This window comes from Phenylobacterium montanum (genome assembly GCF_018135625.1).
Lineage (GTDB): Bacteria > Pseudomonadota > Alphaproteobacteria > Caulobacterales > Caulobacteraceae > Poindextera > Poindextera montana.
This window is the reverse complement of sequence record NZ_CP073078.1, coordinates 5,218,916-5,243,919: the sequence shown is the minus strand read 5'-3', so window position 1 is coordinate 5,243,919 and position 25,004 is coordinate 5,218,916. Positions and strand designations below refer to the sequence as shown.

31 protein-coding genes are annotated in these 25,004 nt (G+C 68.2%); 14 read left to right on the top strand and 17 right to left on the bottom strand.

Annotated elements, in window-relative coordinates:
* Positions 1-219: 219 nt before the first annotated feature.
* A complete protein-coding gene (locus KCG34_RS23975; protein ID WP_211938103.1) occupies positions 220-1,305 on the bottom strand; it encodes an HK97 family phage prohead protease in 1,086 nt (361 codons plus the stop codon).
* 127 nt (positions 1,306-1,432) lie between these two features.
* Between KCG34_RS23975 and KCG34_RS23970 the strand changes: the two genes are divergently transcribed.
* Positions 1,433-1,843 carry a DUF6491 family protein gene (locus KCG34_RS23970; RefSeq protein WP_211938102.1) on the top strand — a complete coding sequence of 137 codons (411 nt, stop codon included), beginning with the start codon at positions 1,433-1,435 and terminating at the stop codon, positions 1,841-1,843.
* Here KCG34_RS23970 and KCG34_RS23965 read toward each other — a convergent pair.
* Positions 1,788-3,101: a phage portal protein gene (locus KCG34_RS23965; RefSeq protein ID WP_211938101.1), complete on the bottom strand. Its 1,314-nt coding sequence runs from the start codon at positions 3,099-3,101 to the stop codon at positions 1,788-1,790. The genes KCG34_RS23970 and KCG34_RS23965 overlap by 56 nt on opposite strands.
* Before the next feature lie 152 nt (positions 3,102-3,253).
* Here KCG34_RS23965 and ppa point away from each other — a divergent pair, with 152 nt between their 5' ends.
* Complete coding sequence (ppa, locus tag KCG34_RS23960; RefSeq protein ID WP_211938100.1) at positions 3,254-3,793, top strand: inorganic diphosphatase; 540 nt, start codon at positions 3,254-3,256, stop codon at positions 3,791-3,793.
* 26 nt (positions 3,794-3,819) lie between these two features.
* Complete coding sequence (locus KCG34_RS23955; protein ID WP_211938099.1) at positions 3,820-4,254, top strand: hypothetical protein; 435 nt, start codon at positions 3,820-3,822, stop codon at positions 4,252-4,254.
* Here the strand turns inward: KCG34_RS23955 and KCG34_RS23950 are convergent.
* From KCG34_RS23950 to KCG34_RS23940, 3 genes are all read right to left on the bottom strand, one after another.
* Positions 4,242-5,579, bottom strand: a complete 1,338-nt coding sequence (locus KCG34_RS23950) for a DNA-packaging protein (protein ID WP_249138142.1) — start codon at positions 5,577-5,579, stop codon at positions 4,242-4,244. The genes KCG34_RS23955 and KCG34_RS23950 overlap by 13 nt on opposite strands.
* Entirely contained in the window at positions 5,539-6,045 is a 507-nt protein-coding gene (locus KCG34_RS23945; RefSeq protein WP_211938097.1) for a hypothetical protein, read from the bottom strand. Before KCG34_RS23945 ends, KCG34_RS23950 begins: the two co-directional genes overlap by 41 nt.
* A gap of 113 nt (positions 6,046-6,158) precedes the next feature.
* Positions 6,159-7,826: a hypothetical protein gene (locus tag KCG34_RS23940; RefSeq protein ID WP_211938096.1), complete on the bottom strand. Its 1,668-nt coding sequence runs from the start codon at positions 7,824-7,826 to the stop codon at positions 6,159-6,161.
* A 269-nt stretch (positions 7,827-8,095) separates the two neighbouring features.
* Between KCG34_RS23940 and KCG34_RS23935 the strand changes: the two genes are divergently transcribed.
* Both KCG34_RS23935 and KCG34_RS23930 read left to right on the top strand, forming a co-directional pair.
* Positions 8,096-8,902: a polysaccharide deacetylase family protein gene (locus tag KCG34_RS23935; protein WP_211938095.1), complete on the top strand. Its 807-nt coding sequence runs from the start codon at positions 8,096-8,098 to the stop codon at positions 8,900-8,902.
* Between the two features lie 164 nt (positions 8,903-9,066).
* Positions 9,067-9,348 (top strand): hypothetical protein, encoded by a 282-nt coding sequence (locus tag KCG34_RS23930; protein ID WP_211938094.1) that lies wholly within the window; start codon positions 9,067-9,069, stop codon positions 9,346-9,348.
* Between the two features lie 43 nt (positions 9,349-9,391).
* Here the strand turns inward: KCG34_RS23930 and KCG34_RS23925 are convergent, their stop codons facing one another.
* The 4 genes from KCG34_RS23925 to KCG34_RS23910 form a co-directional block, all read right to left on the bottom strand.
* Positions 9,392-10,027 carry a sugar transferase gene (locus KCG34_RS23925; RefSeq protein ID WP_211938093.1) on the bottom strand — a complete coding sequence of 212 codons (636 nt, stop codon included), beginning with the start codon at positions 10,025-10,027 and terminating at the stop codon, positions 9,392-9,394.
* 142 nt (positions 10,028-10,169) lie between these two features.
* Entirely contained in the window at positions 10,170-10,334 is a 165-nt protein-coding gene (locus tag KCG34_RS23920) for a Flp family type IVb pilin (protein ID WP_211938092.1), read from the bottom strand.
* 237 nt (positions 10,335-10,571) lie between these two features.
* On the bottom strand, positions 10,572-10,928 hold the full coding sequence (locus tag KCG34_RS23915; protein WP_211938091.1) for a hypothetical protein: 357 nt from the start codon (positions 10,926-10,928) through the stop codon (positions 10,572-10,574).
* Positions 10,929-11,067: 139 nt separating this feature from the next.
* Positions 11,068-11,679 (bottom strand): YceI family protein, encoded by a 612-nt coding sequence (locus KCG34_RS23910; RefSeq protein WP_211938090.1) that lies wholly within the window; start codon positions 11,677-11,679, stop codon positions 11,068-11,070.
* 179 nt (positions 11,680-11,858) lie between these two features.
* On the opposite strand from KCG34_RS23910, the gene KCG34_RS23905 reads away from it, so the two are divergent.
* Positions 11,859-12,317, top strand: coding sequence for a c-type cytochrome (locus KCG34_RS23905; protein WP_211938089.1), 459 nt, complete (start codon positions 11,859-11,861; stop codon positions 12,315-12,317).
* A 24-nt stretch (positions 12,318-12,341) separates the two neighbouring features.
* Here the strand turns inward: KCG34_RS23905 and KCG34_RS23900 are convergent, their stop codons facing one another.
* From KCG34_RS23900 to KCG34_RS23890, 3 genes are read right to left on the bottom strand one after another with little or no spacing between them, the layout of a single operon-like run.
* A complete protein-coding gene (locus KCG34_RS23900; protein ID WP_211938088.1) occupies positions 12,342-12,893 on the bottom strand; it encodes a cytochrome b/b6 domain-containing protein in 552 nt (183 codons plus the stop codon).
* 27 nt (positions 12,894-12,920) lie between these two features.
* Complete coding sequence (locus KCG34_RS23895; RefSeq protein WP_211938087.1) at positions 12,921-13,631, bottom strand: hypothetical protein; 711 nt, start codon at positions 13,629-13,631, stop codon at positions 12,921-12,923.
* Between the two features lie 23 nt (positions 13,632-13,654).
* On the bottom strand, positions 13,655-14,110 hold the full coding sequence (locus KCG34_RS23890) for a GcrA family cell cycle regulator (protein WP_211938086.1): 456 nt from the start codon (positions 14,108-14,110) through the stop codon (positions 13,655-13,657).
* 349 nt (positions 14,111-14,459) lie between these two features.
* Here KCG34_RS23890 and KCG34_RS23885 point away from each other — a divergent pair, with 349 nt between their 5' ends.
* The 6 genes from KCG34_RS23885 (at position 14,460) to KCG34_RS23860 (ending at position 18,859) form a co-directional block, all read left to right on the top strand.
* Positions 14,460-14,786 (top strand): type II toxin-antitoxin system RelB family anti-toxin, encoded by a 327-nt coding sequence (locus KCG34_RS23885; protein WP_211938085.1) that lies wholly within the window; start codon positions 14,460-14,462, stop codon positions 14,784-14,786.
* A gap of 83 nt (positions 14,787-14,869) precedes the next feature.
* On the top strand, positions 14,870-15,196 hold the full coding sequence (locus KCG34_RS23880; protein ID WP_211938084.1) for a hypothetical protein: 327 nt from the start codon (positions 14,870-14,872) through the stop codon (positions 15,194-15,196).
* A 35-nt stretch (positions 15,197-15,231) separates the two neighbouring features.
* Positions 15,232-15,432 (top strand): hypothetical protein, encoded by a 201-nt coding sequence (locus tag KCG34_RS23875; RefSeq protein ID WP_211938083.1) that lies wholly within the window; start codon positions 15,232-15,234, stop codon positions 15,430-15,432.
* A gap of 102 nt (positions 15,433-15,534) precedes the next feature.
* Positions 15,535-15,807, top strand: a complete 273-nt coding sequence (locus tag KCG34_RS23870) for a hypothetical protein (RefSeq protein WP_211938082.1) — start codon at positions 15,535-15,537, stop codon at positions 15,805-15,807.
* 188 nt (positions 15,808-15,995) lie between these two features.
* Positions 15,996-17,243, top strand: coding sequence for a cytochrome P450 (locus KCG34_RS23865; RefSeq protein WP_211938081.1), 1,248 nt, complete (start codon positions 15,996-15,998; stop codon positions 17,241-17,243).
* Positions 17,244-17,254: 11 nt separating this feature from the next.
* A complete protein-coding gene (locus KCG34_RS23860) occupies positions 17,255-18,859 on the top strand; it encodes an alpha-amylase family glycosyl hydrolase (protein ID WP_211938080.1) in 1,605 nt (534 codons plus the stop codon).
* 34 nt (positions 18,860-18,893) lie between these two features.
* On the opposite strand, the gene KCG34_RS23855 is transcribed toward KCG34_RS23860, so the two are convergent.
* From KCG34_RS23855 to KCG34_RS23845, 3 genes are all read right to left on the bottom strand, one after another.
* On the bottom strand, positions 18,894-19,673 hold the full coding sequence (locus KCG34_RS23855) for an EF-hand domain-containing protein (RefSeq protein ID WP_249138141.1): 780 nt from the start codon (positions 19,671-19,673) through the stop codon (positions 18,894-18,896).
* A gap of 214 nt (positions 19,674-19,887) precedes the next feature.
* Positions 19,888-20,418, bottom strand: coding sequence for a Spy/CpxP family protein refolding chaperone (locus tag KCG34_RS23850; RefSeq protein ID WP_211938079.1), 531 nt, complete (start codon positions 20,416-20,418; stop codon positions 19,888-19,890).
* A gap of 115 nt (positions 20,419-20,533) precedes the next feature.
* The gene (locus tag KCG34_RS23845; protein WP_249138140.1) at positions 20,534-22,081 is read right to left on the bottom strand and encodes a DHA2 family efflux MFS transporter permease subunit; all 1,548 of its coding nucleotides are present in this window, start codon (positions 22,079-22,081) and stop codon (positions 20,534-20,536) included.
* A 56-nt stretch (positions 22,082-22,137) separates the two neighbouring features.
* Between KCG34_RS23845 and KCG34_RS23840 the strand changes: the two genes are divergently transcribed.
* Both KCG34_RS23840 and KCG34_RS23835 read left to right on the top strand, forming a co-directional pair.
* Positions 22,138-23,094, top strand: a complete 957-nt coding sequence (locus tag KCG34_RS23840; protein ID WP_249138139.1) for an EamA family transporter — start codon at positions 22,138-22,140, stop codon at positions 23,092-23,094.
* On the top strand, positions 23,084-23,620 hold the full coding sequence (locus KCG34_RS23835) for an NADPH-dependent FMN reductase (RefSeq protein ID WP_211938078.1): 537 nt from the start codon (positions 23,084-23,086) through the stop codon (positions 23,618-23,620). The genes KCG34_RS23840 and KCG34_RS23835 overlap by 11 nt, the downstream gene beginning before the upstream one ends.
* Positions 23,621-23,628: 8 nt before the next feature.
* On the opposite strand, the gene KCG34_RS23830 is transcribed toward KCG34_RS23835, so the two are convergent.
* The gene (locus tag KCG34_RS23830) at positions 23,629-24,366 is read right to left on the bottom strand and encodes a class I SAM-dependent methyltransferase (protein WP_211938077.1); all 738 of its coding nucleotides are present in this window, start codon (positions 24,364-24,366) and stop codon (positions 23,629-23,631) included.
* Positions 24,363-24,869, bottom strand: coding sequence for a CinA family protein (locus KCG34_RS23825; RefSeq protein WP_249138138.1), 507 nt, complete (start codon positions 24,867-24,869; stop codon positions 24,363-24,365). The genes KCG34_RS23830 and KCG34_RS23825 overlap by 4 nt, the downstream gene beginning before the upstream one ends.
* Positions 24,870-25,004: the final 135 nt, after the last annotated feature.

Genomic DNA, 25,004 nt, shown 5'->3' with positions numbered 1-25,004 from the left:
TAGGCGACCAGGCCCGTGCCGGTTGTGATCGATTTTTCGATCCGGTCGGGGTTGGCGCCGGCCATGGCCAGCACGTGGCGGGCGATGTCCTCGGAGGGGTTGGCGAGGGAGTCGACCACCGCCTTGCGGAGATCGTTCTGATTAACGCGCATGTTCATGCTTTCTGGGCTCCTTGGTCGGAGGTTCGGGTCGGCGTCGCGTCGCCGAATGGGACGGCGGCTAGCGGCCGTGGATCGCGATGGGGCGGGCGAGCGCGGCGCGCAGCTCGAGCTGGGCGCGCGCTTCGGGCGGCAGGTCCTCGATGTGCTTGCGCAGGGCTTCGGCGCAGAAGGCGGGTTCGCCGGCGGCGTCTTCGGCCTTGGTCACCGCCCTGGCCCAGCCGGCCAGGGCGCGCGGCGGCAGGGGCTGGGCGGCGAGGTCGTCGAAGCGCTTCTGCAGGTCGGCATAAGCGCGGCGCAGGCCGTCGATCTCGCCGCTGAGCTCGGCGCGCAGGGCCAGGGCGGTCTTGGAAAGGCCGTCGCTGTCGCCCGCCGGCGCATCGTTGTCGTTGGCGGCCGGCGGCGTCAGGTCGCCCGGATCGACGGCGCCGGCATCGGGATCGTCGCCTCCGTCGCAGCCGTGGCATCGGGCGCCCAGGGCCACGAGTTCGTCGTGGGCGGCCTGGATGCGGGCAAGATCGGCCTTGGAATTGCGGGCGCCGAGCTTGTCGAGCATCTCCGACGCTGGATGGGCGGGCTGGGCGGCGACGAGCTGCTGGCGGGCCTTGACCACGAAGTCCTTGTAGCGGCCGCGCTTGCCGGCGGCGGCGGCCAACTCGATGGCTTTGGCGATTACTTGAGCGTTGCTGGGGCCAGGCGCCGGATCGGGCGCGGCGACCGCCTTCCACATCTCAATCACGGCCTCGGGATTGCAGGGACGATCGACCAGGCTGATCTCGTCCAGGCGCAGGGCGGTGATCAGGTTGCGATCGCGCCCGTCGCGGCCGAGCACCCGACCGCCGATGGAGAAACCCTTGTAGACGCCGAGGCGCACCTTCTTGACCGCCACCGGATCGACCACATGGGCCTCGATGCGGGTCTGGCCGTCCTCGCCCACCTCGGCGCTGAGGGTGGCGCCGGCGGCGGTGAGGCCATGCATTTCGCGCAGGGCGCCGAACTTCATGTAGTCCGGGAGGGCCGCCTTCATCGCGTCCGGGTCGACCCGCTCGTCGGCCTGGTCCACCGCCCCGCTGGAGGCGACGCCCACCACCTTGATGGTGCCGTCGTCCTGGGGTTCGAGCTTGGTGATTTCGCCGAAAATTCGCATTCTGGCTGGCCCCTTCAGGCTTCAGGTTGGAAACAAAAACTGGCTTGGCCATCAGGGCGGGCCACAATCGCGACACGGGCCGGCGCGATCATCGCCGGGCGCGTGAACCACGCGGGAGGAACTAGAGATGCGAGTTCGAGCCAGAGCCTTCACAGGCGCCGCTATCGCGGCCTTCGCCCTGTCGGGCGCGGCCTGGGCCGACCAGCCCGCCGCGCCCTCGACCACGCCGGCGCCCAAGTGCTTCCGCAGTCACGACTGGGAGGGCTGGAAACCGGCCGACGACGCCAAGTCGATCTATATCCGGGTGGGGATCCACGATTTCTATCGGATCGAATTCACCGACAGCTGCCCTATTCTGCAGGCGCCCAACGCCCACCTGATCACCAAGCCGATCAGCGATTTGATCTGCTCGCCGATCGAGATGGACGTGAAGGTCGCCGATCCGCCGGGCGGCATGGCCGTGCCTTGCATCGTTTCCGGCATCACCCCGCTGAGCCCGGCGGATGTAGCGGCGCTCCCGAAAAAGCTGAAACCGTAGCGGCCTCGGCCGACAGGGCCTGGGCCGACAAGGGGGCCAGGCCACGGCGGGCGCGAACCTCGTTGATGGTCATCGAGCCGTTGCGGATGGCGAGGTCGTCGATGCGGGCCTGGACCATGGGGTCCACTGCTGGGGCGTCGTTCCAGGAGAACTCGAGGCCCGGGGCGCCCAGGTCATCCTGAATCACCCCATCGATCAGGCGCTTGGCCCAGAGCTTGAGCGGCTGAAGCCCTTCCTCCTGGCCACGGTCCTGGTCGGCGCCGGCGGTGGCGCGGTTCATCTGACGAATGAAGGGCGTCGGCGGCAGGCTGAAGGCGAAGGCGATCACCCGCGCCAGCCACTCGTCGAACTCGTCCTTGAGCGGGCTGTCCTTGAAGGCCTGATAGCGCGTGCCGCTGGGCACCCAGAGCAGCTTGGCCTGCTCGGCCGCCTGGCCGGAGAGGCGCGAGTCCAGCCAGAGCTGCATGTCGCGGATCTGGTCCGGGCTCCAGCCCTCCGGTCCGTTCAGCAGCCCCGCGGGCAGGTTGCCTTCCGTGAAATAGGCGAGCTGGGCGGCCTGGCGGCGGATCACCGTGTTGATGGTGACGATCACCTGTTCGACCGGCGAGAAGCCGTAGTTGTGGTTCGGGCGTGGGTTGCGCGGGGCATAGATCAGGTCGGCCTCGGTCAGGTCGGCCCAGGCGACGCCCTTGATCACCTGCTGGTAGGCCACCGCGCCCGGGCCGCGCGGGCGGCGGCCGGTGTCATCGACCATGGGGTGGATGGTGTCGCCGGGGATGATGTCGAGGCCGGTCAGGCCGCCGCCGCGGGCGAAGCGCCGCTCGATCGCCGGGGCGTCCAGCACCAAGAGGTCCTCGAGCGCCAGGCGCAGCCAGGTGGCGAAGGGGGTGACGCCGTCGGGACGGCGCCAGAAGGCGGTGATGCGGGCGATCTCGGCCGGATCGGGCGTGGTCGCGCCGGCGCTGGGGATGATGCTCCAGTCCAGGCGCTCGATCTGGTCCTTGCGGGTCTCGATCGCCAGGCGTACCAGCTCGACATTGGCGAAGGCGCGCAACTGGGCGAAGCTGAAGGGCTCGTAAGCGCGAGGCTGAACCACGCTGTTGACGGCGACGGGGAAGTCGAAGGCCCGCACTGGCTGGGCCTCGACGGGTTGGACCGGGGCGCCCGGCCCGAACACCGTCCAGCCGTCGGAAAAGCGGCCCTGGACCGGGCCCAGGCGATGACTGAGGGACAGGCGCGTCCCGCCGGCAGGTGGCATCGATGAGCTCCTGTGGACTTGAACAGGCGGCGCCGCATTGCAGCGCAGATCGTGGTTGCGGCGCCGAATTGGACGTAGGTTCAGATTGCCTTGGGGGCCTCGCCCTCCTATGGAGGCGCGCTGAACCGCTTTCCTCCCCGGAGCATTCCCTTATGCGACTAGACGCCGTCTCCATTGGCGCCAATCCCCCGCACGACGTGAACGTCGTGATCGAGGTCCCCATCGGCGGCGAGCCGATCAAGTACGAGATGGACAAGGAGGCCGGCGCCCTGGTCGTCGACCGGTTCCTGTACACCTCGATGCGCTACCCGGGGAATTACGGCTTCATCCCGCATACCCTGTCGGACGACGGCGACCCGGTGGACGTGATCATCGCCAACACCCGCGCCATCGTTCCCGGCGCGATCATGAGCTGCCGCATTGTCGGCGTGCTGTTCATGGAGGACGAGGCCGGCGGCGACGAGAAGCTGGTCGCCGTGCCCTCGGCCAAGCTGACCAAGCGCTATGAGAACGTACAGAACTATACCGACCTGCCGAAGATCACCCTCGAGCAGATCGAGCACTTCTTCGTCCACTACAAGGACCTGGAGCCCAACAAGTGGGTGAAGATCCAGCGCTGGGGCGACGCCGACGAAGCCCGGGCGCTGGTGCTGGAAGGCGTCGAGCGCGCCAAGGCGGCCAAGGCCGGCTGAGGCCGAAAGACAGGGAGCGTCCGGACGTGACCGACAGAGCATCCATCGGCCTGCGCCGCGTCCGGGCGATCCGCATCCATTGCCCGATTTCACGAGAAACCTTCGTTGCTTTAGCCGCAGGGCGGCTGGAGGCGATCGAGCAGGACCCGGTCGCCGCGCCGATCCTGGCCCTGATCCGGGCCGACAACGAACTGGGCGACTTCGGGCTCTACAAGGGCGTGTTCGAGATTTCGCTGGGGTTGGAGGGGTTCACGCCGACGGCGGAGGCGGACCCGACCCTCGGCGAAGGCGGTGGGAACACGCTGAGCCCGACTGCAGTGATCAAGACCTATGTCGATGAGGCCGTCGGTGAGGATCAGCTTTCCGCGCTGCTGTCCGCCCTCGCCGGCCTGCATCCCTGGCAAATTCCTGTGATCGAGGTTTCCGGCCGAGGCGCGGTGAGCCTCATTCAGCCGATCTGACCAGGTCGATCCGCCACCTCCCGCCGCGCCAGTTCCAGGAACGCCGCCCCGGGCGGGGCCTTCTTCAGCATCAGCTCGGTCAGAGCCCAGACCAGGGCGTCGAGGCGGTTGGGCGAGCCTTGGCCTAGATAGCCGTTCGCTGTGGCCTGGCGCAGCTCGGCTTCGAGGTCGGCCAAGGGGTTTTCGAGGCCGGACGGGACCACGTGGCTGACCCGGCCCTGTTCGTAGAGGGCCGAGACGGGCTCGGCGCGGACGACCTTGCCTCGGGAGGCGGTGACAAGGGTGACCGGCGCGGTGGCGCGGACAGCCTGGAGAGTGGAGCGGACCATGTCGCCGCCGAAATTGCGCTCGGCGACGATGCGATCGGCGCCGAAGGCGTCGAAGGCCTCGACCGTTCGGCGGCCCCAGCCCTCGGGGCTGAGCTTGCAGGTGCGGTCGGCCAGGACGTAGCCCCGACCATCGACCCCGAGGCCGGCGACGACGATGCCCTGGGCGTCGCCGGCGTCGCGACCGCTGGAGCCCGAGGGGTCCACGGCGACCACCACCCGCACGAGGTCTGGCGCGCTCGCCACGCGGCAGGCGACCAGGGTGCCGATCGACCAGAGCGCCCCAGGGACGTCCGAGAGGATCTCGGCATGCAGCTCCTGGCGGCCCAGGCGCGTACCCTCGTAGCGGGCGATAATGCGCTCGATGAAGGCTGGGGCGAGATTGCCCTGGTTATCGTAGGTCGAGCCTCGGCTGATCACGCAGTTCGGGTCGTCGACCAGTTGGCGGATCAGGGGCAGAGGCCGGGGTGTCGTTGTCACCGCCGCCCGCGGGTCATCGCCGATGCGCAGGCCGAGTTGCAACTGGTCCCAGACCGCCTCGGGTTTGATCCAGGCGGCGAGTTCGTCGGCCCAGGCCGCGTCGTGCTGAGGCCCGCGCAGACGCTCGGGCTCCTGGGCGGAATAGCAGTAAGCCGTCGCCCCGTTGGGCCAGGTGAGCCGACGCTTTGAAGGTTCGAAACGGGGCCGGTCCCAGGGCGGCGAGATGGCGATCAGGCCGGACTCGCCCTCGATCATCACGTCTCGCACGTCGGCGGTGGTGGGGCCGATCAGGGCGATGCGCTGGCGGCCGAGCAGCACCTGGTCCCTCACCCACTCGGCCCCAGCCCGGGTCTTGCCGAAGCCACGGCCGGCCAGGATCAGCCAGTAGCGCCAGTCTCCGTGGGGCGGGATCTGGTTTGGGCGCGCCCAGAAGCTCCATCTGAATTCCAGGACGCTGGCGGCGTCGTCGTCGAGCCCTTCAATCGCCCGCAGGATCTTCTGGCGCTGGGGCAGAGACAATGAAGGCAGCGAGCTTATCTCGAAGTCTTCGACTGGCTCCGCTGAGATCGAAAGCTGGCGCTGCGCCATCCGCACCCTCACGCTGTTCGGATTGGCCGAGATGGGTCCGCCCCAGATAGATGGCCATGCTGGCGTTGGTCTGGGCGTGCTTGAACTGAGCCTTGCGCAGGGTTTCGAGCGTGCGCAGGCGGGCGCCCTCGAAGGCCCGGCGGGCCGTCTGGGACCGGCTGAAAAGGTCTGTGAGCTGTTCGAGGGGGACGTTCATGGCCGTGGCGGTTTCCGCCTCGGTGAACAGCACCTCGCCGTACCGGGCGAGCTGTTCGAGGGTGGCGGCGTCGTCAGCCAGTTCGGGCTTGAACGCAGCCTTTCGCGCGCCCTGAGGATCGGACGTGATCATGCGGCTTGCCTGTTGTGGATGAGTTGGTGGAGAGCGCTGCTGTTCGGCGCAACTCTCGACCGTGCCCATATGTAACTATAGATTCGCCTACGCGTCAAGGATTGGCGAACTTATGTAGCACTATTTGTCACTTTTTGGCGAAGTTCGCGCCGCCCCGGACATGCGGGGCGGCGCTGGCGGCTTCAGTTGGAGGGATTGCCCGGCGGGCGATCGCGCTCATGCTCGCGCTTGGCCTTTTCCTTGTCCGGCTCCTGCCCCTTGCCGGCCGGCTGGGCCTTGGCTTGCTGCTGCGCCTTGGCGGCGGCCTGCTGCTGGGCCTTGGCCTGGGCTTGGGCCTCGGAGCGGGCGGCGGCCTGCTGCTGGTGCTGGGCCTGCAGGCGCGCCTGGTCGGCGGCGGCGACACGGGCGGCGTCGGCCTTCGCCCGGGCGGCGGCGTCCTGCTGGTGCTGAGCTTGCAGTCGCGCCTGGTCGGCGGCGGCGACACGGGCGGCGTCGGCCCTGGCCCGGGCGGCGGCCTCCTGCTGCTGCTGCGCCTGGCGCTGAGCCTGGAGGCGCGCCTGGTCGGCGGTCGCGACGCGGGCGGCGTCGGCCTTGGCTCTGGCCGCGGCTTCCTGCTGTTGCTGCGCCTGGGCGCGGGCCGCGACCGCCTGCTGTTGGCGCGCCTGGGCCTGGGCCTGAGCGTTGGCCTGAGCCTGGGCGTTGGCCTGAGCTTGAGCCTGAGCCTGGATCTGGGCCTGCCTTTGCGCCTGCCTCAGCGCCTCGGCCTGGGCGGCGGGGTTCGCGCCCGGCGCCCCGAACTGCGGCGCACCGGGAGCCGCGTTCATCGGTCCCTGGGCCTGGAAGCCCGGATTGGCCGGGGCCTGACCGAAGGGCGGGCGAGCGCCCGGCCCGCCGCCCGGGTTGACCGGCATCGTGGCCGGCGGCGGGTTGGGCCTTTGCCCGAACAGGCCGCCGGCGAAGCCGCCGCCCCGCGCGCCGGGGACATTCTGCCCCCTGGCCCTGGCGTCGGCCGCCGCCTGCTGCGAGGCTTGCAGGGCGCGCTGGGCGGCCTGCTGGTCGTTCAGCATCTGGTAGGTCCGGGCGGCCTGGGCCTCGCGGCGATAGCGTTCCTGGTCCCACATGGCCCGCTGTTCGTCCTCGTGCTGGGCGTGGTAGTCGCGCCAGTCGGGGTGCTGGTTCTGCTGGCTGGCCCACAGGCCGATGGCTGCGGCGATCAGGGTGCGGCGGGCGTCCCAGTTGGCGGCGGCGACCGCTTCGTGCTGGCGATGGCGCGAGGCGTCGTACAGGTCTCGGCCGCGATAGAGGTAGCGGCCGGCATAGTCGGCGCGGCGTTCGACGAAGTCCGGCGGCATGACCCGCCCTTCGCGGTCGTAGACCACCACCAAGGCGCCGTTGTCGTAGCCGTAGGTATAGTCCACGTCGCGAACCAGATACGGATATTCCTGGCCGGGCTGGTAGTAGTAATAGCGGTCACCGCCACCCACAGGCTCGACCACCTGCATGGCGTTGTCGTCGCTCTGCCAGACCCAGGGCCGCGAACCGCCATAGTCGAAGGTATAGTCCGGCGGAGCTTCGCCATAGCCGTAGGCCTGAGCGTAGGCCTGGTCGGCGTAGCCGTAGCTCTCGCGCCGGTCGCGCACATGGGCCACCCGGGCGCGGGGCGCAGCGGGCAAGGCCGTGGCCGGCGGGGCGTCGACAATCGGCGGAGCCGAGGCGGTGGTGAGCGGCAGGGCGGCTTGGGGCGGCGGCGCCTGGCTCGCGCTCGGCGCCTGATTGCATGCGCTCAGCGCCAGGCCGGCGCCCAGGGCGACCAGCAGGGCGCCATGATTGAAGAGGGTCGAGCGTTTCATTTTGCGCCTTCTCGGGCTTGATGGTCATTCGTTGGCTGGCGGATCCGATCCGTCTGCCCAGGCATGAGCCTTCGAACATGAACGGCAATGGAACGGGTCCAGGTCCGAAAGGTTCAGCTTGGCGAGATTGGCACGGACGCGCGGGAAACGCGATCTGATCAGGCGTCGGCCTTGCCATCCCCAACTTTGTCGACGTCTGGTCTTGATCGTCACAGCGACTGGCGGCCTAAAACCGTCCGCGTCCCCAAGCTCTCGAGGAGCGAGTCGCATTGATCAGCCGCAGAACATTCGGTCGTGGCCTGGGTGCGGTGACGATGATCACCGGCGCCGGCCCCGCGGTCGCGGCGCCTTTCGCCTGGCCGGAGGGGCGGCGGGCGGCGGTGAGCCTGACCTATGACGACAGCCTGAACGGGCAACTCGACATCGCCGCACCGCAACTCGAGGCGCACGGCTTCCAGGCGACCTTCTTCCTGACGCGAGAGAACATGGAGGCGCGCCTGGGCGACTGGCAGGACCTGGCGCGGCGGGGCCACGAGATCGGGGACCATACGGTCGATCACCCCTGCGAACTGCGCCCGTTCACCGCCAAGAGCTTCGAAGCGAGGGAACTGAAGCCGATGGAGGCGTTCCTGGACGCCAACTTCGGCGCCGCCCACAAGCGGCTGTTCGCCTATCCGTGCGGCGCTACCGAGCTGGGCCGCCGCGGCCGATTGAACGCTCGACAAAGCCTCTATGTCCGCCTGTTGCGGCGCAACTTCGAGGCCGCGCGGATCGTCGACGGAGGGCCGAACGATCCGCGGCTAGTGCGCCGCTTCCGCTACCTGCTGCAGGCCAGCGCGCCGACCTACGACACCGACGGGGCCGGCCCGGCGATCGACTATGTCGGCAAGGCGATCGCCCGCGGCCATTGGGCGATCCTGATCTTCCACGACATCGTCGAAGTCCGTCGAGAAACCGGCGAAACCAGCCGCGCTGCGCACCAGGCCATATTGGACTGGATCGCCCAGCAGCCCGTCTGGTGCGCGCCCATGGGCGAGGTGTTCGACTACATCGCCGCCCATGCGCGGCGAGCCTGACGGAGCACGACGCCGGCTTGAACCAGGCGGGGCCAAATGCGTTCTAGACCTCGCTGGAGATCGCGGCGGGCCACGTTCGTAGGGGCCTGAAACACCCTGCGCGCCGCCCAAACGGCACGTGAATACGCTATATTGAGCGACGAGAATTATCCGCTGGGACACCCATGCGCTCCAACCCCATTGATCGCTGGCGGCACTTCCGCTCGGATGTCGACCGCGAGATCACCTTCCTTTTGAACCGCTATGGCGAGCAGGCCTATCAGGCCGCCTTGGCGGCCGCGGCTAGGCCCGATCTGCGGACTCGGCGGCGCAAGGTGCTGAAGGCCGTGGCGCGGGCGCTCGACCCGGCGCCGAGGCTCTTGTGGATCTTCCGGCTGCCAGCCGGGAAGCTGGGCAGGACCCAGCTCAGAGCGAGAGCGGCCAGATCGGCGCCTTCGCTTTCGTGAACGGTTCTGAAATGTAGCGGGAGTTGCGGACGGAAAGCCGCGCCTAGTGCGCGCCCCGCCGGGCCAGAACCGCGGGGCCGGTGGCTGCCAGGATGCCGAAATAGAGCTTCAGGCTGCGCAGCTTGGCGTAGGTGACATCGAGGGCCACACGGCGGCGATAGCTGACGTCGTTGCGGCCGCTGACCTGCCACAGGCCGGTGATACCAGGACGGACCTGGCAATAGACCTTGAAATAGCGGCGATAGCGGGCGGCCTCGGAGGAGGTGATCGGGCGCGGGCCGACAAGGCTCATCTCACCGCGCAGGACATTGATCAGCTGCGGCAGCTCGTCGATGCTGGAGCGACGCAGGAATTCGCCAAGGATGGTTACGCGGGGGTCGCGACGCAGCTTGTGGTCGCGCCGCCACTCCTCGCGGGCGGCTGGATCGCTGGCCAGAAGCGCCTGCAGGCGCTGCTCGGCATTGACCACCATGCTGCGGAACTTCAGGCACTTGAAGGTCTTGCCGTCGCGGCCGATGCGGCTGTGGCCGAACAGGACCGGTCCCCCGTCCTGCAGTTTGACCGCCAGGGCCGCGAGCAACATCACCGGCGCGAAGAAGACCAAGAGCGCGATGCAGATCGGAAGCTCTATGGCTCGCTCAGCCAGGTCCAGGCTGCGCTTCCTTTGCAACGACGGCATAGGCCCTCTCCTCTTCAGCCAGGTCGTCAACGGCCCAGCTTGCGGATCGTTCCGGGACGCTATTGTCCCGGTTGGGGGCCGCCTTGCAGAGGGTGTGCCAAATTCAAGCGACGGGCGAAAACCCGCCGCCCGAATTCGCCGATCAAGGCAGGGCGGAGGCGGCCGAGCCGAAGGAGGTGTTGAGCTTGCTGCCCAAGGTCGTGACCGCCGTGATGATGACAACGGCGATCAGGGCCACGATCAGGCCGTATTCGATTGCGGTTGCGCCGGACTCGTCGGCGACAAACCTGCGGACCAATTTGGTCATGTGTGCGATCCCCATCCTAGATCTGGACGCAGGGAACCGGCAAACCGGCGCCCCTTTACCCGCACGAGTTCTGCGCACACAGGCTCAATATTGAGTAAATTTTGCAACCTAAGATAACTTTAACCAAACCACCGATCTTTGCGCAGTCAATTGAATTTCTGCACAGATACATTGTTCTCTCCGCAGAAACATTTCGGGATACGACACAATTAAAGGTTATTATTTTTTCGCCGCAACTCAACTCCGGACGACGGTTGCCGGCCGCATGGCGGCGACAATCCGGCTGAGGCGATCGATACGCGACAGGACGGCCCGCAGGCCTTCGGGCGAGGGCTTCAGGCGCTCGAACCGAACCTGGCAGCGGATGGACTGGAGATCGAATCCGGCGCGGCGCGCCTGATAGGCCGTCAGCCATCCTTGGCGAGCGCCCGCGTCAATCTGGCCGGCGAGGTCGGCCAGCCATCCGTCGAGGTCGATGGCTTCGGAAAGGCCGTCGAAGTCGGCGTCGCCTTTCCAGTCCGGCTCAGCGAAGCCGACCAGACCGGCCGGCGCCGGTTCAGGCGAGACCGATAGGTTCAGGAAATGCAGGGACACGGGGCTGGCTCCTCAAGATCCGCGCCGGCGCCATGGAGGCAAGGCCGACGTCAGAGAGGAGCATGGCTCCGCCCGGCTGAAGCCAGGCGGAGCGCGTCGTTCATTTGCGGTTCAGGCGGCGGGCCAGTCCCGCCGTCGTTCAGTTGGCCTTTTCGAAGGCGGCGCTGATGATCACGTCGACTTGGTCGCCGATCACCGGGACGTAGGTCTTTACGCCGAAATCGCTGCGGTTCAGGTGCGCAGTGGCGTCGAAGCCGACGGTTGTCTTGTGGCTCATCGGATTGGCGCCCGAAGCGTTGAACTTGGCGGCCAGCACCACCGGCTTGGTCACGCCGTGCAGGGTCAGATCACCGGTGATGTCGGCGGTGTTGGGGCCGGTGACGACCACCTTGGTCGACTTGAAGGTGATGGTCGGATCAGCGGCGGCGTTCAGCCAAGCCGGGCTCTTAAGTTCGCCGTCCAGCACAGTGTTGGTGGTGCTGACGGAGGCGACCGGGATCGAAACGCTGACCTGGCTGGCGTCGAGCTTGGCCGGATCGAGTTGAAGGCTGCCGGAAACGCCGGTGAAATTGCCATAGTAGGTGGTGAAGCCCATGTGGTTCACCGCGAACAGCACGCGGGTGTGGAACGGCTCGACGGCATAGGTTCCGGCCTGGACCTTGGACGGATCGCTGCTGGCCTGAGCCGAGGCATGGGCGGGGGCCAGGGCGCACACCGCCAGGGCCGCTGCGACAGCGGTGAAATTTCGCATCTGCTTGTTGCTCCGTGAAGGAATAGGCGGCGTGCCCGCCACTTGGGCGCAAGCAGCGGCAAGTTCAAGGGCCTTGGCGGTAGCCGCACGCCTGCCCGCGCCGAGGCCGCTCGACAGCCGGACCGCCATGCGACAGGGTCGCTGCCGAACTCCGAGCGATTCAGAAACAAGGACGGGCGATGCGCGGTTGGGTGATGGCGGGATTTGCAGGCGCAGCCCTGGCCATGGCGGCGAGCGCCCTGGCCGCCGGCGCGGCGGACGAGACTGTGCTGGCGCGGCAGACGACGCTGAAGTCGATGGGCAAGGCTTTCAAGGAGATCCGCACCATCGTCGCCGCCAACGACATCGCCGCCCAGAGGGCGACCGTCGTCGCTGATGCGGCCAAGCTGAAGAGCCTGGCCCCCCAGCCCTGGAGCAAGTTCGGGCCGGAGACTCGAGGAACCAGCGTCAAGACCGAGGCCAAGCCGGTGATCTGGACCGACGCCGCCGGCTTCAAGGCGGCCCAGACCAAGCTGCTGGCGGCCGTGGACGCCCTCGACGCCGTCGCCGCAAAGGGCTCGCCCGACGAGGTGGCGACCAAGGCCGGCGATGTGGGCAAGGCTTGCGGCGGCTGCCACAAGCAGTTCCGCAAGGAATAGAGTCCCCCTCTCCCGTCGTCGGGCTCAGGCCTGCTCGTCGTGCATCCAGCCGGTGATCATCGGCCCGACCAGGTTGGCGCGCTTGAAGACCGCATAGGCCAGGATCGCGGCCAGGTGCAGACCGACCAGCGCGAGCAGCAGGTCGAAGGTCAGGCGATGCAGATGGGTCAGGGTCTGCGCGCCGTCGTCGGAGATCAGGGTGCGGAGCGGGCCGCTCGTCGCCACCTCGTCATCGCTGAAGAGGCCGGTTCCGGTTTCGGCCAGAAGCGCCGCCAGCAGGGCCAGGACGGCATAGCCGCCCAGGGGGTTATGGCCCACGGGCGCAGGCTCGCTGCGCCAGCGGCGCAAATAGGCCAGCACCTTGGCGGGCGGGCGCACGAAGCCGGAGAAGCGAGCCGCAGGCGTCCCGATCACAGCCCAGACCAAACGGACGGCGAGCGCCGCCAGAACGGCGTAGCCACACCAGGCGTGCAGATCCATCTGACCCGTCTGATAAGTCAGCCAGGCGCCCACACAGCCCAGAATGAAGATGAGGTGGCAGAGGCGCACGACCCAATCCCAGACATACCGCCGCATCCGCGCCTCGCTCTTGCTTCACCGTCCTCATCGCACGCCGAAATGCTCCGCGACAACGTCCAGCGCCAACACCAGGGCGCGACGATACCGCGCCTGGGCGCCGCCGCCCGCCGTCGCATGACTGACGCAGCGGGCGTGGCCGGCCACTTCGCGCAGGGCGGTGACCGCACGATCGTTACGGTCGGCGACACGCACCTTGGCCTCGACCGCAGCCACCTGCCGGGACAGGCGCAGCCGCCGCTCGGCCCAGGCCTCTGGCCGGCCGACGCCCACGCTGACCGAACCGCCCTCGACAAAGGCCTTGGAGCTCATTTGCGAGCGGAGATCCCGTTCGGGGTCGTTGGCTTCGTAGAGGTCGCGGTAGAGCATGCCGGCGCGGAACTGAACGTCGGTGATGGCGCCCGTGCTGGCCAGGCTTTCGAGACCGTCGCGCGACCGAACGCGAACCCGGGCGATGCTGTCGGCGGCTCGGGCGAATTCGACCTGTTCTCCCCTCGCACGGGCCAAGGCAAGGCTCTCGTCGAGGCCATGGATCACCTCCAGTTCGCCTCGGCGGCGCTCGAGTTCGGCCTCCAGGGCGTGAAACTTGGCGGCGGCCCGGGCTCGGGCGGCGAAGGCTGGGGATTGAGCGTCCTGCTCGGCCGAGCGCAGCAGGATGACTTGGCCGCCGGTCAGGACCTGATCGTTGACGCGGACAGTCGCAGCCAGGGCGCGCGGGCGCCGGCGGGTCTTGGGCATGGATACCTCTTGGAACGAACCTCTCAAAGCCGCGCGCGGGCGGCGTGGGCGCAGCAGTATCGACCGCCAGGGCGGACCGGCGCGCAACAGAACAGGGTGCGCCAGTCGCCCTCCTGCTCGGCAGCCCCAAGCGGCCAGGCGCACTCCCCGCGCTCGCGCTGGGCCAAGGGCTTTGGACGCGCGGCCGGCGGCGGGGGTTGGTCCATGTCCGGCAGCGGCAGGCGGCGGAACTGGGGCGTGGGCGTCAGCTTGAGCCGCGGCTCCCGCCCCCGGCGTTGAGGCGCCGCTTCGCCCGCCTTGAAGAGACGAACGCCCCCCAAGAGACCCATCCGCGTACGCTTGGAGATGACCGCATTCTTGCTGACCCCGAGCAGAATGGCGCTCTCGGCGGCGGTCAGGCCGACGGCGAAGTGCCGGCGCAGCAGATCGACCCGGTCCGGCGTCCAGCCGAGGGCGGAAAGATGGTCTGGTCCGCTCATGCCGCGCCTCCATGGGCGGGCATAGGAGAAAGGCTGAGGGGACGCGGCCGCAGGATGAAACGCGCCCCCTCAGAGAGCGGCGCCGGTCCGACGGGGGAGACTGGCGGCTGCGCCCAGTGCCCGCGCCGGGGGTGGCCGACCGTCGCTGACGACCTACGCGGGCATTTGCTTTTAGCACCACTTGTCTTGCCGGCGCAAATCCATTTACCAGTTGAAGTTGTGGGGACAACGGCGGAGCCGTCCGAACGGTCAAGGCGTGTCTGATTGTTTGGCATGAATCGAAGGTGCCATATAGTCACTTATTGGGTCAAGCCACGCGGTCAAACTTTCGGCTGGCGCCAACCGAAAAATGTGCCAATATGTGCTCATGGCACAGCAGCGGCATTATATCCGCGAGTGGCGCAAGCATCGGGGGCTGACCCAAGAGCAGCTCGCCGAGCGCATCGGCATCGCCCGCAGCTATCTCACCAAGATCGAGACCGGCAAGCGCCGTTACGACCAGCCCTTCCTGGAAGCGGCCGCAGAGGCCCTACGCTGTGGGCCGGGCGATCTGATCACGCGCGACCCGACGGACCCGGAGGGGATCTGGTCGATCTGGGAACGCATCCCCCCCACTGAGCGGAAGCGGGCGGTGGCCGTACTCAAGGCCATGCAACTCACCGGCACGGACGACTGAACCCTCATTGAAATGCATGCAGGCAAGCACCATCTGTCACTTCCGGCTTGACCATAGAGTGACTATTTGGCACACTTCTCGCCATGTATCAATCGCCCTATTTGTCACCTGAAGGCCGCCTTCGGGATGCTCTGCTCGACCATGACCAGGCCAGACGGCACGAGAGCGCGGGGGTATCCGCCAACGCCCTGGACGCAGACATCGCACTATGGCTTGGGCTGGGCGGCGCCATCGCCGACTTGGCCGATCGTATCCGCGACGCCTGCCGCCGCAGCGCCTTCGCAAACCGGAGGCCCGAAGCCGCCGCACTCGCCGCCCGCTTGTCGGAGGCGATCGACGACCAGGTGGACACCCCGGCCTGGCGTGTGATCGACGCTGCGGCGCGGCTGGGCGCGGACGCCAGCCTGTGAGGGCGCCGTTTTTCCGTTGCAGCGGCGGCCAACTGATGGCCGGGGCCAAGCCCCTCAGCCTGAGCGACGCCCTGGCGTTGCAGGAGACCTATGGCGACGAGATCTCGGCCGCCTCGATCGCCGCCGATGGCCCGGCCCTGGCCAGCGCCCTGCGCCAGGCCCGCGACCTGCAGCGCGCCCTGATCGCCTGGGCCCTGTGGCGGCGAGCCAGCGGCCCCGCTCCAGCCAGGCGATGAACGCCGGACAACGGGCGGTTCAAGCCGAGGTCAGGCTGAGCCGCGCATGGTCTCCCTCATACCGGCGCTCCATGGGCCGGCTTCGACGAAAGGAGACTGACCATGCGTTTCTTCAAGCCCCTGCTGGCCGCTGCGGCGGTGCTCTCGATCGCCGCGCCGGCAGCCTCGGCCCTGGCCGATCCCTATTGGGGCGGCCACGACGACCAAGCATATGGCCGTGACTACGGGTATGGCCGCGACTACGGCTACGATCACGACCGCTACGACTGGGGACGTGAGCACTTTTGGCGCGAGCGGGAGCGGGAACGGGCCGCCTGGCGCCACCACATATGGCGTGAGCGCCATGAATACCGCGGCTATGGCTGGCGCTACTAAGCCTGCACACCCGCCCGGTTTCGCCCGCCTCGGCCCACGCCGGGGCGGGTTCGCCGCTTTCCGGGCCTCGCCCTCTTGCTCTGGGGCCGGTTCTGATAAATCCTGCGCCAGGAAAATGACGCCCTGCTCAAGTTTGCGGATCCGCCCGTCCAGCGGCGGTCGCTTCGGCGTCGCAAGGGAGAACGGAAATGGCCGATGGCGCAGTCGATGTCCTAAAGAACGCGCGGGAAGAAGCCTACGCCATGCCGCTGGATCAGATCGATCCGGCCGAACCGCAGCGCTTCCGCGACGACACTCACTGGCCCTTCTTCGAGCGGCTGCGCAATGAGGACCCCGTGCACTATGCGGTGAACGAGGAGCACGGCGCCTATTGGTCGGTGACCCGCTTCGACGACATCATGCACGTGGACACCAACCACGGGGTTTTCTCGTCCGAGGGCGGCATCACCATCTTCGACGAGGACGAAGAATTCCCGCTGCCGATGTTCATTGCGATGGACCCGCCCAAGCATGACGCGCAGCGCAAGGTGGTCAGCCCGATCGTCTCGCCGCACAACCTGTCCCTGATGGAGGGCCTGATCCGAAGCCGGATCGGCGAGATCTTCGACAACCTGCCGGTGGGCGAGACTTTCGACTGGGTCGACCGGGTCTCGATCGAGCTGACCACCCAGATGCTGGCGACCCTGTTCGACTTCCCCTGGGAGGATCGCCGCAAACTGACCCGCTGGTCGGACGTGGCCACGGCGGGCCTCGATGCCGGGATCGTCGAGTCGGAAGAGGCCCGGCGCGCCGAACTGATGGAGTGCGCCGGCTATTTCATGAACCTGTGGAACCAGAGGGTGAATTCGGAGCCGGGCAACGACCTGATCTCGATGCTGGCCCACGGCGAGTCGACGCGGAACATGTCGCCCGAGGAATTCCTGGGCAACCTGATCCTCCTGATCGTGGGCGGCAACGACACCACCCGCAATTCGATCAGCGGCGGCGTGGTGGCGCTGAACCAGAACCCGGCGGAATACGACAAGCTGCGCAAGAACCACGACCTGGTCCCGAGCCTGGTGTCCGAGATCATCCGCTGGCAGACCCCGCTGGCCCACATGCGCCGCCGGGCGCTGCAGGATGTCGAACTGGGCGGCAAGACCATCAAGAAGGGCGACAAGGTGGTCATGTGGTACGTCTCGGGCAACCGCGACGAACGCGCCATCGACCGGCCGAACGAATTCATCATCGACCGCGAGCGGCCGCGCCACCACCTGTCGTTCGGTTTCGGCATCCATCGCTGCGTCGGCAACCGCCTGGCCGAGATGCAACTGCGCATCGTCTGGGAGGAAATCCTCAAGCGCTGGAGCTTCGTCGAGGTGGTGGGCGAGCCCAAGCGGGTGCTGTCCTGCTTCGTCAAGGGCTATGAGAGCCTGCCGGTCCGCATTCACGCCTAGAGGCTGGCCCCATGACCGACGCGTCGGCGCCGTGGTGGCGCGGAGCGGTGATCTATCAGATCTACCCGCGCAGTTTCTGCGACTCCGACGGCGACGGCGTCGGCGACCTGAAGGGGATAACCAGCAAGCTGGACTACGTCGCCTCGCTGGGCGTCGACGGGATCTGGCTGTCGCCCTTCTTCCGCTCGCCGATGAAGGACTTCGGCTATGACGTCAGCGACTATTGCGACGTCGATCCGTCGTTCGGGACACTGGCCGATTTCGACGCCCTGCTGGCGCGGGCGCATGAGCTCGGCCTGAAGGTGATCATCGACCAAGTCTATTCGCACACCTCGGAAGAGCACTCCTGGTTCGTTGAAAGCGCCGCCTCGCGCGACAACCCAAAGGCCGACTGGTACGTCTGGGCGCCCGCCAAGCCGGACGGGACGCCGCCTAACAACTGGCAGGCCTCCTTCGGCGGGCCGGCCTGGACCTGGGGGCCGCGGCGGCGGCAGTACTATCTGCACAATTTCCTGAAGGAGCAGCCGGACCTGAATTTCCACAATCCGGCGGTGCAGGATGCGGTGCTGGACGTGGCGCGGTTCTGGCTGGACCGAGGCGTGGACGGCTTCCGGCTGGACGTGGTCAACTACTTCGTTCACGACCCGGCCCTGACAGACAACCCGCCGAGCGGCGGAGAACGGACGCCGGCGCGCACCTACCTGTTCCAGAAGCACGTGCACGACAAGTCGCGGCCCGAGACCCTGAGATTCGTCGAGCGCCTGCGGGCCCTGACCGACCAATATCCGGAGCGGATGATGGTCGGTGAGATCGTCGACGACGACGAGCTGGCGCGGCAGCGGGAATATACCGAGGGCGATCACCGGCTGCACACGGCCTACAGCTTCCACCTGATCGGCGGCCGGCGTGGAGATCCGGCCCTGTTCGCAGAGGCGGCGCCGGCCTGGGCTGGCGCTTCGGGTTGGCCGTCCTGGTCGATCGGCAATCACGATGTGCCGCGCTTTCCGACCCGCCTCGGCGGCGCCAATGCCGGCCCGGAACAGGCCAAGGCCTTGCTGGCGGCCCTGTTCGCCCTGCGCGGGACCATCTTCCTCTATCAGGGCGACGAGCTCGGCCTGCCCCAGGGCCGGGTGCGGTTCGAGGACCTCCAGGACCCCTTCGCGCGGGCCGCCTTCACCGGGGACGCCGGCCGCGACGGCGCGCGCACGCCGTTTCCATGGGACCGCGCCCAGCCCATGGCTGGCTTCACCACCGCCAGCCACGCCTGGTTGCCGGTGGACCCGGCCCACGCCGAGCGGGCGGTTTCCACGCAGGAGCGCGATCCAGCCTCGCTGCTGGCTTTCACCCGCCGGCTGATTGCGCTGAGGACCGAGGAGCCGGCGCTACGCCTCGGCGAAGCCGAGGTGCTGGCGGCGCCGGAGGGCGTGCTGGCGATCCGGCGCCGCGAGCGGGGCGCCGAAGTCGTGTGCGTGATCAATCTCGGCGCAGCGCCCGCCGCCTTGAGCCTGCCGGGCCTCGCCAAAGCGACGCTATTGGGCTGCGGGCTCTCCGCGAGCCGCGAAGGAGATAGCCTGGACCTGCCCCCTTTCGGCGGCGTGATCGCGAAACTGGGCTGAGCGGCTACGCTCGCCGCCAGCGGGGCCCTCTCCCCTATTGCGGCGGGGGCGGCGGCTTGCCTTGCGGACCGCCGCGCTGGCCGTGCGTAGGGGCGCCCTGCCGCTGGACCGGGGTCTTGGGCAGGTCGGCGAAGGCGATCGAGCCGGTGTGGCCCACGTCGATCTCGTCGAAGCGGCGATCGACGGTCTGCAGGAATTCCTTGAGGGTGATGCGGCCGCTGACGTTAAGGTCGGCCGCGGCGACGGGTTCCGGTTCGTCGGTCAGTTCGAAGGGGGCGGCGCCCTCGTAGCCGCCGCCGGGGGCTTCGACGCCTTCGCCCTGACCTTGCCCTTCGCCGCCGCGTCGGCCGCCGTGGCCCCGGCGACCACCGCCTTCGCCGCTCCGCGATTGGCCCGCCGGCTCGCCCCGGCTCCGACCCGCATCGCCCAGATAGGCGCCCAGGATCTCGGGCGCGATTTTCTGCTCGTAGTCGGAGATCTCGAAGGAATCGATCACCCCATCGTGGTTGGCGTCGAGCACATGGAAGAAGCCGGTCGCGTCGGCCCTGACCTCAGCGCGATCCAGCCGGCCATCGTGATTGGCGTCCGCCCTAGCGAACCAAGCGGCTGAGGGGTAGGGCTGGTCTGGGCCGGCGCGAAACGGCTCGCCGGCCGGGCTGATGAACAGCTGGGGTCCGTGCGGTCGCGGCGGCCCACGTCCGCCCTGCGGCCCCTCCCCGCGCGGCGGCTCATCAGACGCGCAGGCGGCGAGGCTCAGCGCCGCCAGCAGCACAAGACCGGGGCGCAGGGATCGCCTAAGAGCCGAGACTTTCACAGCAGGAATTTGACCACCACGATGACGACGGAGGCGGCGATGGCCACGAAGCCGGCCGCGCAGCAGAGGACGAACAGGCGTGCGGCCTTGTCAACCGGCGGAGATTTCTCGGCCATGATCAAAACTCCGTCGATCCGAATTGCGCCCGCCGTCCCCGCCCCGCCTGAAAAGGCAGCCGGCCGGACGAAGAAGCCCCGGTCCGGCCGGCCGAGTGTCACTGCATCTCGCCGGGGCCGCCCATGCCGTGCGGCGGCCCCATCGGGCCGTGCTCGCCCATGCCGCCCATGCCGTGGCCGCCGTGGTGATGCATGGCCTCCATGGCGTCGAAGGCGCGCTGCTGCTCAGGGCTGAGGGCGGCGTAGAAGGTCTTCACCGCCGCTGCGTGACGCTCGAACGCCTTCTGGTGCTCGGCCATGCGCGCCTGCATGCGGTCCAGGCGCTGCGGCGTGGTGAGTTGCGCCATTTCGTCATGCTCATGGGCCATGTCGGCGTTGTCGGCGCCTTCCGGCGGCTTCATCGAAGCGATGAAGGTTTGGAAGGCTGCTTCCTGGTCGGGACGGATCTGCAGCATGTCATGCAGGGCTTTGATGTGCGCCTGCATGTGCTTGAGCATGTGCTCATGCCAATTCTCGCCCGCAGCCCCCGGCGGCGGCTGGGGATGATCCTGGGCCACCGCGACGGCGGCGCCGCAGAGAAGGATGGCGCCGGCGGCCAGGCCGACCAGAGCGCGGAAAGGACGGTTCATCGGTGTTGTCCTAGCGATGGATGACTGGCGACGGCATAGCCTGCCTCCATTGCTTCGTTGTTGCGCAAACATGGCGCAGTTTTGCCGCTGCGAGACGCTATGTGGCGAGTTCGCCTCAATCGGCGGCCGCGCCGGCCCCGCCAGGGGCGCCGGGTCGGCGCGTCAGCCAGATCAGCGGCACGGCCAGCAGCATCAGCCAGCCGGAGGCCCAGAAGAAATCGACCGAGGCCAAGGCGTAGGCCTGGCGCACAGCGATGTTGGTGACGCTGCCCAGGGCTTGCAGCCCGGTCAGGCCCACGTGCTGAAGCTGGTCCAGCGCGCCGCTGAGGACCGCGTCAGGCGCGTTCTCGGCCATGCGGCTCTGGTGCACGGTCTCCCGGTTGTCCCAGAGCGTGGTGGTCACGGAAGCGGCGAAGCTGCCTGCGGTGTAGCGGCAGAAGTTGGAGAGGCCGGCCGCCGCCGGTGTCCTCTGGGGCGGCATGTCGCCCAGGCAGATCGTGACCAGCGAAACGAAGAAGACGCTCATCGACACGCCCTGAACCAGCATGGGCATGACGAAGGTCATGAAATTGGCGTCGGGCGTGAAGCCGGCGCGCATGAAATAGGAGGCGGCGAAGGCGACCATGGCCACTGAAGCGACCATCCGGGCGTCGTATTTCTGCAGGGAGCGAGTGGCGAAGGGGGTGCAAAGCAGGGCGACAACGCCGCTGGGCGCGGCCACCATGCCCGCCCATGTCGCCACATAGCCCACTTGGGTCTGCAGCCAGAGCGGCAGAAGCAGGTTGTTGCCGAAGAAAATGGCGTAGCCGGCCGAATAGGCCAGGGTGCCGAGGGCGAAGTTGCGCGAGCGGAACAGGGACAGGTCGACGATCGGATAGGGCGTGGTCGTTTCCCAGATCAGCCAGGCGCAGAAACTGACCCCGGCGATACAGGCCAAGGCCACGATCACGGGAGAGGAGAACCAGTCGGCGTCCTTGCCGGTGTCCAGCATCACCTGAAGCGAGCCTACGAAGAGGATCAGCAGGCCCAAGCCCACCGTGTCCACCGGCAACCGACGGGTCGGCGTTTCGCGCGCAGCAAGATTGCGCCAGCAGATCACGCCGCAGACCACGCCCACCGGCAGATTGATCAGGAATATCCAGGGCCAGGACCAGTTGTCCGAGATATAGCCGCCCAGCAGCGGGCCGCAGACCGGGGCCACCAGGGTCGTCACCGACCAGACCCCGAGCGCCGTTCCCCGGCGATTGGCCGGAAAGATCGAGAGCAGCAACGCCTGGGAGCCCGGAATCAGCGGGCCGGAGGTGGCGCCCTGCAGAATGCGGAACAGGATCAGCGAGCCCATGCTCCAGGAAAGGCCGCACAGCATGGAGAACAGGGTGAACAGGGCCACCGAGGCGACGAAGGTCTTGACCACGCCATAGCGCTGCATCAGCCAGCCGGTCATGGGCACCGAGACCCCGTTGGCCACGGCGAACGAGGTGATCACCCAGGTCCCCTGGCTGGGGCTGACGCCCAGGTCGCCGGAGATGGTCGGCAGGGAGACGTTGGCGATGGTGCTGTCCAGCACCTGCATGAAGGTGCCAAGCGCCAGGGCGACGGCCGTGATCGCCAGGGCCGGGCCGGTCATCGGGCCGGGCTGCGCCGGGGACTGCTGTTCTGTCATGGGCGCTATTTAGGCTGAGATCGCAGGATGGCGAGGCCTGCCGCGGTGAAGTTTTTTTGCCGCCCCTTGGACAAAGGCTGGAGCCGGCGCCCTGGAACGCCTACCTGCGCAGCATGACCCAAGCGACGCTTGAAAGGGCGCCCGGCCGGAGCGCGGGCCTGGCGGGCTCGATCCTGCTGCTGCTGGCCGCCATGGCCACGGTGCAGATCGGGGCCAGCCTGGCCAAGCAGATGTTTGCTCTGGTCGGTCCCCTGGGCGCGGCGGCCCTGCGGCTGGTTTTCGCCAGCCTGATCCTGGTCCTGGTGGCGCGGCCGTGGCGCGGCGAGCTTGGACCTGCGGAGCGACGGGCGGTGCTGGCCTATGGCGTGGTGCTGGGGATCATGAACCCGATTTTCTATTCCGCGCTGCAGCGCCTGCCCCTGGGCCTGGCGGTGGCCATCGAGTTCACCGGGCCTTTGGGCCTGGCGCTGGTCACCTCGCACCGCCGGCTGGACCTGGCCTGGGTGGCGCTGGCGGTGGCGGGGGTCTGCCTGATCCTGCTGCTGAAACAGGTCAAGGGCGCGGTCGATCCGATCGGGGTGGCCCTGGCCCTGGCGGCGGGGGCCTGCTGGGCGGCCTATATCTGGTTCGGGCAGAAGCTGAGCGTGCTTCTGCCCAGCGCCCGGGCGACGGCGCTCGGCTCCTGCGTCGCAGCCCTGGTGGCGGTTCCGGTGGGCGCGGCGAGCGCCGGCGTGCGGCTGCTGAACCCGGCGGTGTTGCCGGTGGCCCTGGCGGTGGCGGTCTTGTCCAGCGTATTGCCCTACTCCCTTGAGATGATGGCGATGAAGCGCGTGCCGACCCGCACCTTCGGCGTCTTGATGAGCCTGGAGCCGGCCTTCGCCGCCCTGTCCGGCCTGGCGCTCTTGGGCGAGCGACTGACCGTCACCCAATGGCTGGGCATGGGCTGCGTGATGGCGGCCTCGCTGGGCGCAGCCATGACGGCCCGTGGTGGGGGCGGCGGCCATGCCGGCTGAGATCCGCGTCCTCGCCATTTCCGGCAGCCTGAGGGCCGCCTCCTCCAACAGCGTGCTGATCCGCGCCGCGGCCCAGGTCGCGCCGCCGGGGGTCGTGTTCGACCTGTTCGAGGGTCTCGCCGACCTGCCCCACTTCAGCCCCGACCTCGACGAGGCCGGCGCGCCGGCGGTGGTCCAGGCCTTCCGGCGAAGGCTGGCGGCGGCGGACGCGATCCTGATCTGCAGCCCGGAATATGCCCACGGCGTGCCGGGCAGCCTGAAGAACGCGCTCGACTGGATTGTCTCCTCAGGAGAGATGGTCGACAAGCCGGCGGGCCTAATCAACGCCTCGGCCCGGGCCACGATCGCCCAGGCCTCGCTGGTCGACACGGTCGGCATGTTGAGCGCCGTGGTGGTCGAAGCAGCCTCGCCCGTGATCCCGATGACCGGGCGGGACTTGGACGAAGCCGGCTTGATCGCCGATCCGGTTCTGGGGCCGGCCTTGCGCGCGGCTGTTGCAGCCTTGGCCGCCGCGGCGCGGAAATAAGCTCCGCGCTACGGCTTTCTGAACTTGTAGATGAACTGGTCGGTGTGGCCGCGGATCGCCTTGTCGAACACAGCCTTCCTGTGATCGTCGGCCGGGTTGCGCAGGGCGCGGCTCTCGCCCTGGAAGACGAAGCCGACCGACGTGACCTGGCGCTTGACGATGGCCGGGTCGATCCGGTGCAAGGTGTCGGTGTCGCGCATAGCTGAGCCCGCCTCGGCGACATGGTCGATGACCAGGAAGGTCCCGCCCGGCTTCAGCGCCTTGAACACCTGGCGGTCGAAGGCGACGGGATCGACCTTGCCCATGAACTTGTCGGGGTAGTCGTGATAGTTCTGGCTGGTGAAGACCATGTCCACCGGCTCAGGCGTGGAGAAGGCGGCGGCCGGCTCGTCCAGCACGGTGATGTTGCCGAAGCCGGGCGAAGCGGCGAGCTTGCGGCTGTTCTCGGGGTCGGGATGGGCCTCGGCGGCGTATTCCTTGGCCCAGATGACGATCACCCGCCCCTTGGGCCCCACCACCTTGGAGAAGATGCGGGTGAAGTAGCCGCCGCCGGGCAGGAGATCGACCACCGTGTCTCCGGGCTTCAGCCCGGCGAAGGCCAGAATTTCGGCCGGCTTGCGGCGGGCGTCGACGCCGATGTCGGCGCTGCGCGCCGGGTCGGACAGGGCCGCAGCGACATAGGGCTTCACCGCCGGCGCGGCGGCGACGAGGGACAGACTCGCGGCCAGGACCAGCGCCTTGATCATTGCGAGTCTCCGTCAAGAGCGACCGACAGGACCTCGAGCGCCCTGGCGGCGAAGGCTTCCATATTGGCGGCGCGGTCGCCTGAGCCGGTTTCTAAGGTGATGGCCATCTCAACCGGCCCCGAGATGGCGATGCAGGTGTGACCGGCGGCGTCGCCATAGGGGTTGCCGGTCGGCCCGGCCGCGCCGGTCTCGGACAGGCCCCAGGTGGCGCCGAATCGCTCGCGCGCGGTGCGGGCCAGGAGCAGGGCGTAGGGCTCGCTGGCCGAGCGCATGCCCGCCACAGCCTCGCGCGGCAGGTCCATGAGCAGCACCCGCGCCTTGGCGGTGTAGACCACCCCGCCGCCGAGGAAATAGGCGGAGGCGCCGGCGACGCTGAGCAGGGCGGCGGAAATCAGGCCGCCGGAGGAAGATTCCGCTACGGCCACGGTTTCCTTTCGCGCCTTCAGGCGTTCTCCGACGACTGCGCCCTGCGACAACAGGTCCTGCCACATTTTGGGCTCCATGAATGGTTCCTGACGATCCCGACCACCACCTGTTAAGCCGGCCTGCGCAATATCAGGGTCGTAGTCGTGATCGGCCAGCGTTACTTGAGTCACAGGCGGCGTGGTCGATCACAAGTATCTGTTCAAGAAGGATTC

Coding starts and splice junctions, on each gene's coding strand:
- KCG34_RS23965 (WP_211938101.1), bottom strand. CDS start 3,101: ATGCCACCTGCCGGCGGGACGCGCCTGTCCCTCAGTCATCGCCTGGGC.
- ppa (WP_211938100.1), top strand. CDS start 3,254: ATGCGACTAGACGCCGTCTCCATTGGCGCCAATCCCCCGCACGACGTG.
- KCG34_RS23925 (WP_211938093.1), bottom strand. CDS start 10,027: ATGCCGTCGTTGCAAAGGAAGCGCAGCCTGGACCTGGCTGAGCGAGCC.
- KCG34_RS23890 (WP_211938086.1), bottom strand. CDS start 14,110: ATGAGCGGACCAGACCATCTTTCCGCCCTCGGCTGGACGCCGGACCGG.
- KCG34_RS23970 (WP_211938102.1), top strand. CDS start 1,433: ATGCGAGTTCGAGCCAGAGCCTTCACAGGCGCCGCTATCGCGGCCTTC.
- KCG34_RS23920 (WP_211938092.1), bottom strand. CDS start 10,334: ATGACCAAATTGGTCCGCAGGTTTGTCGCCGACGAGTCCGGCGCAACC.
- KCG34_RS23975 (WP_211938103.1), bottom strand. CDS start 1,305: ATGCGAATTTTCGGCGAAATCACCAAGCTCGAACCCCAGGACGACGGC.
- KCG34_RS23835 (WP_211938078.1), top strand. CDS start 23,084: ATGCCGGCTGAGATCCGCGTCCTCGCCATTTCCGGCAGCCTGAGGGCC.
- KCG34_RS23830 (WP_211938077.1), bottom strand. CDS start 24,366: ATGATCAAGGCGCTGGTCCTGGCCGCGAGTCTGTCCCTCGTCGCCGCC.
- KCG34_RS23875 (WP_211938083.1), top strand. CDS start 15,232: ATGGCCGGGGCCAAGCCCCTCAGCCTGAGCGACGCCCTGGCGTTGCAG.
- KCG34_RS23945 (WP_211938097.1), bottom strand. CDS start 6,045: ATGGGCACGGTCGAGAGTTGCGCCGAACAGCAGCGCTCTCCACCAACT.
- KCG34_RS23885 (WP_211938085.1), top strand. CDS start 14,460: ATGTGCCAATATGTGCTCATGGCACAGCAGCGGCATTATATCCGCGAG.
- KCG34_RS23900 (WP_211938088.1), bottom strand. CDS start 12,893: ATGCGGCGGTATGTCTGGGATTGGGTCGTGCGCCTCTGCCACCTCATC.
- KCG34_RS23910 (WP_211938090.1), bottom strand. CDS start 11,679: ATGCGAAATTTCACCGCTGTCGCAGCGGCCCTGGCGGTGTGCGCCCTG.
- KCG34_RS23860 (WP_211938080.1), top strand. CDS start 17,255: ATGACCGACGCGTCGGCGCCGTGGTGGCGCGGAGCGGTGATCTATCAG.
- KCG34_RS23870 (WP_211938082.1), top strand. CDS start 15,535: ATGCGTTTCTTCAAGCCCCTGCTGGCCGCTGCGGCGGTGCTCTCGATC.
- KCG34_RS23930 (WP_211938094.1), top strand. CDS start 9,067: ATGCGCTCCAACCCCATTGATCGCTGGCGGCACTTCCGCTCGGATGTC.
- KCG34_RS23940 (WP_211938096.1), bottom strand. CDS start 7,826: ATGAAACGCTCGACCCTCTTCAATCATGGCGCCCTGCTGGTCGCCCTG.
- KCG34_RS23845 (WP_249138140.1), bottom strand. CDS start 22,081: ATGACAGAACAGCAGTCCCCGGCGCAGCCCGGCCCGATGACCGGCCCG.
- KCG34_RS23905 (WP_211938089.1), top strand. CDS start 11,859: ATGCGCGGTTGGGTGATGGCGGGATTTGCAGGCGCAGCCCTGGCCATG.
- KCG34_RS23825 (WP_249138138.1), bottom strand. CDS start 24,869: ATGGAGCCCAAAATGTGGCAGGACCTGTTGTCGCAGGGCGCAGTCGTC.
- KCG34_RS23850 (WP_211938079.1), bottom strand. CDS start 20,418: ATGAACCGTCCTTTCCGCGCTCTGGTCGGCCTGGCCGCCGGCGCCATC.
- KCG34_RS23895 (WP_211938087.1), bottom strand. CDS start 13,631: ATGCCCAAGACCCGCCGGCGCCCGCGCGCCCTGGCTGCGACTGTCCGC.
- KCG34_RS23880 (WP_211938084.1), top strand. CDS start 14,870: ATGTATCAATCGCCCTATTTGTCACCTGAAGGCCGCCTTCGGGATGCT.
- KCG34_RS23865 (WP_211938081.1), top strand. CDS start 15,996: ATGGCCGATGGCGCAGTCGATGTCCTAAAGAACGCGCGGGAAGAAGCC.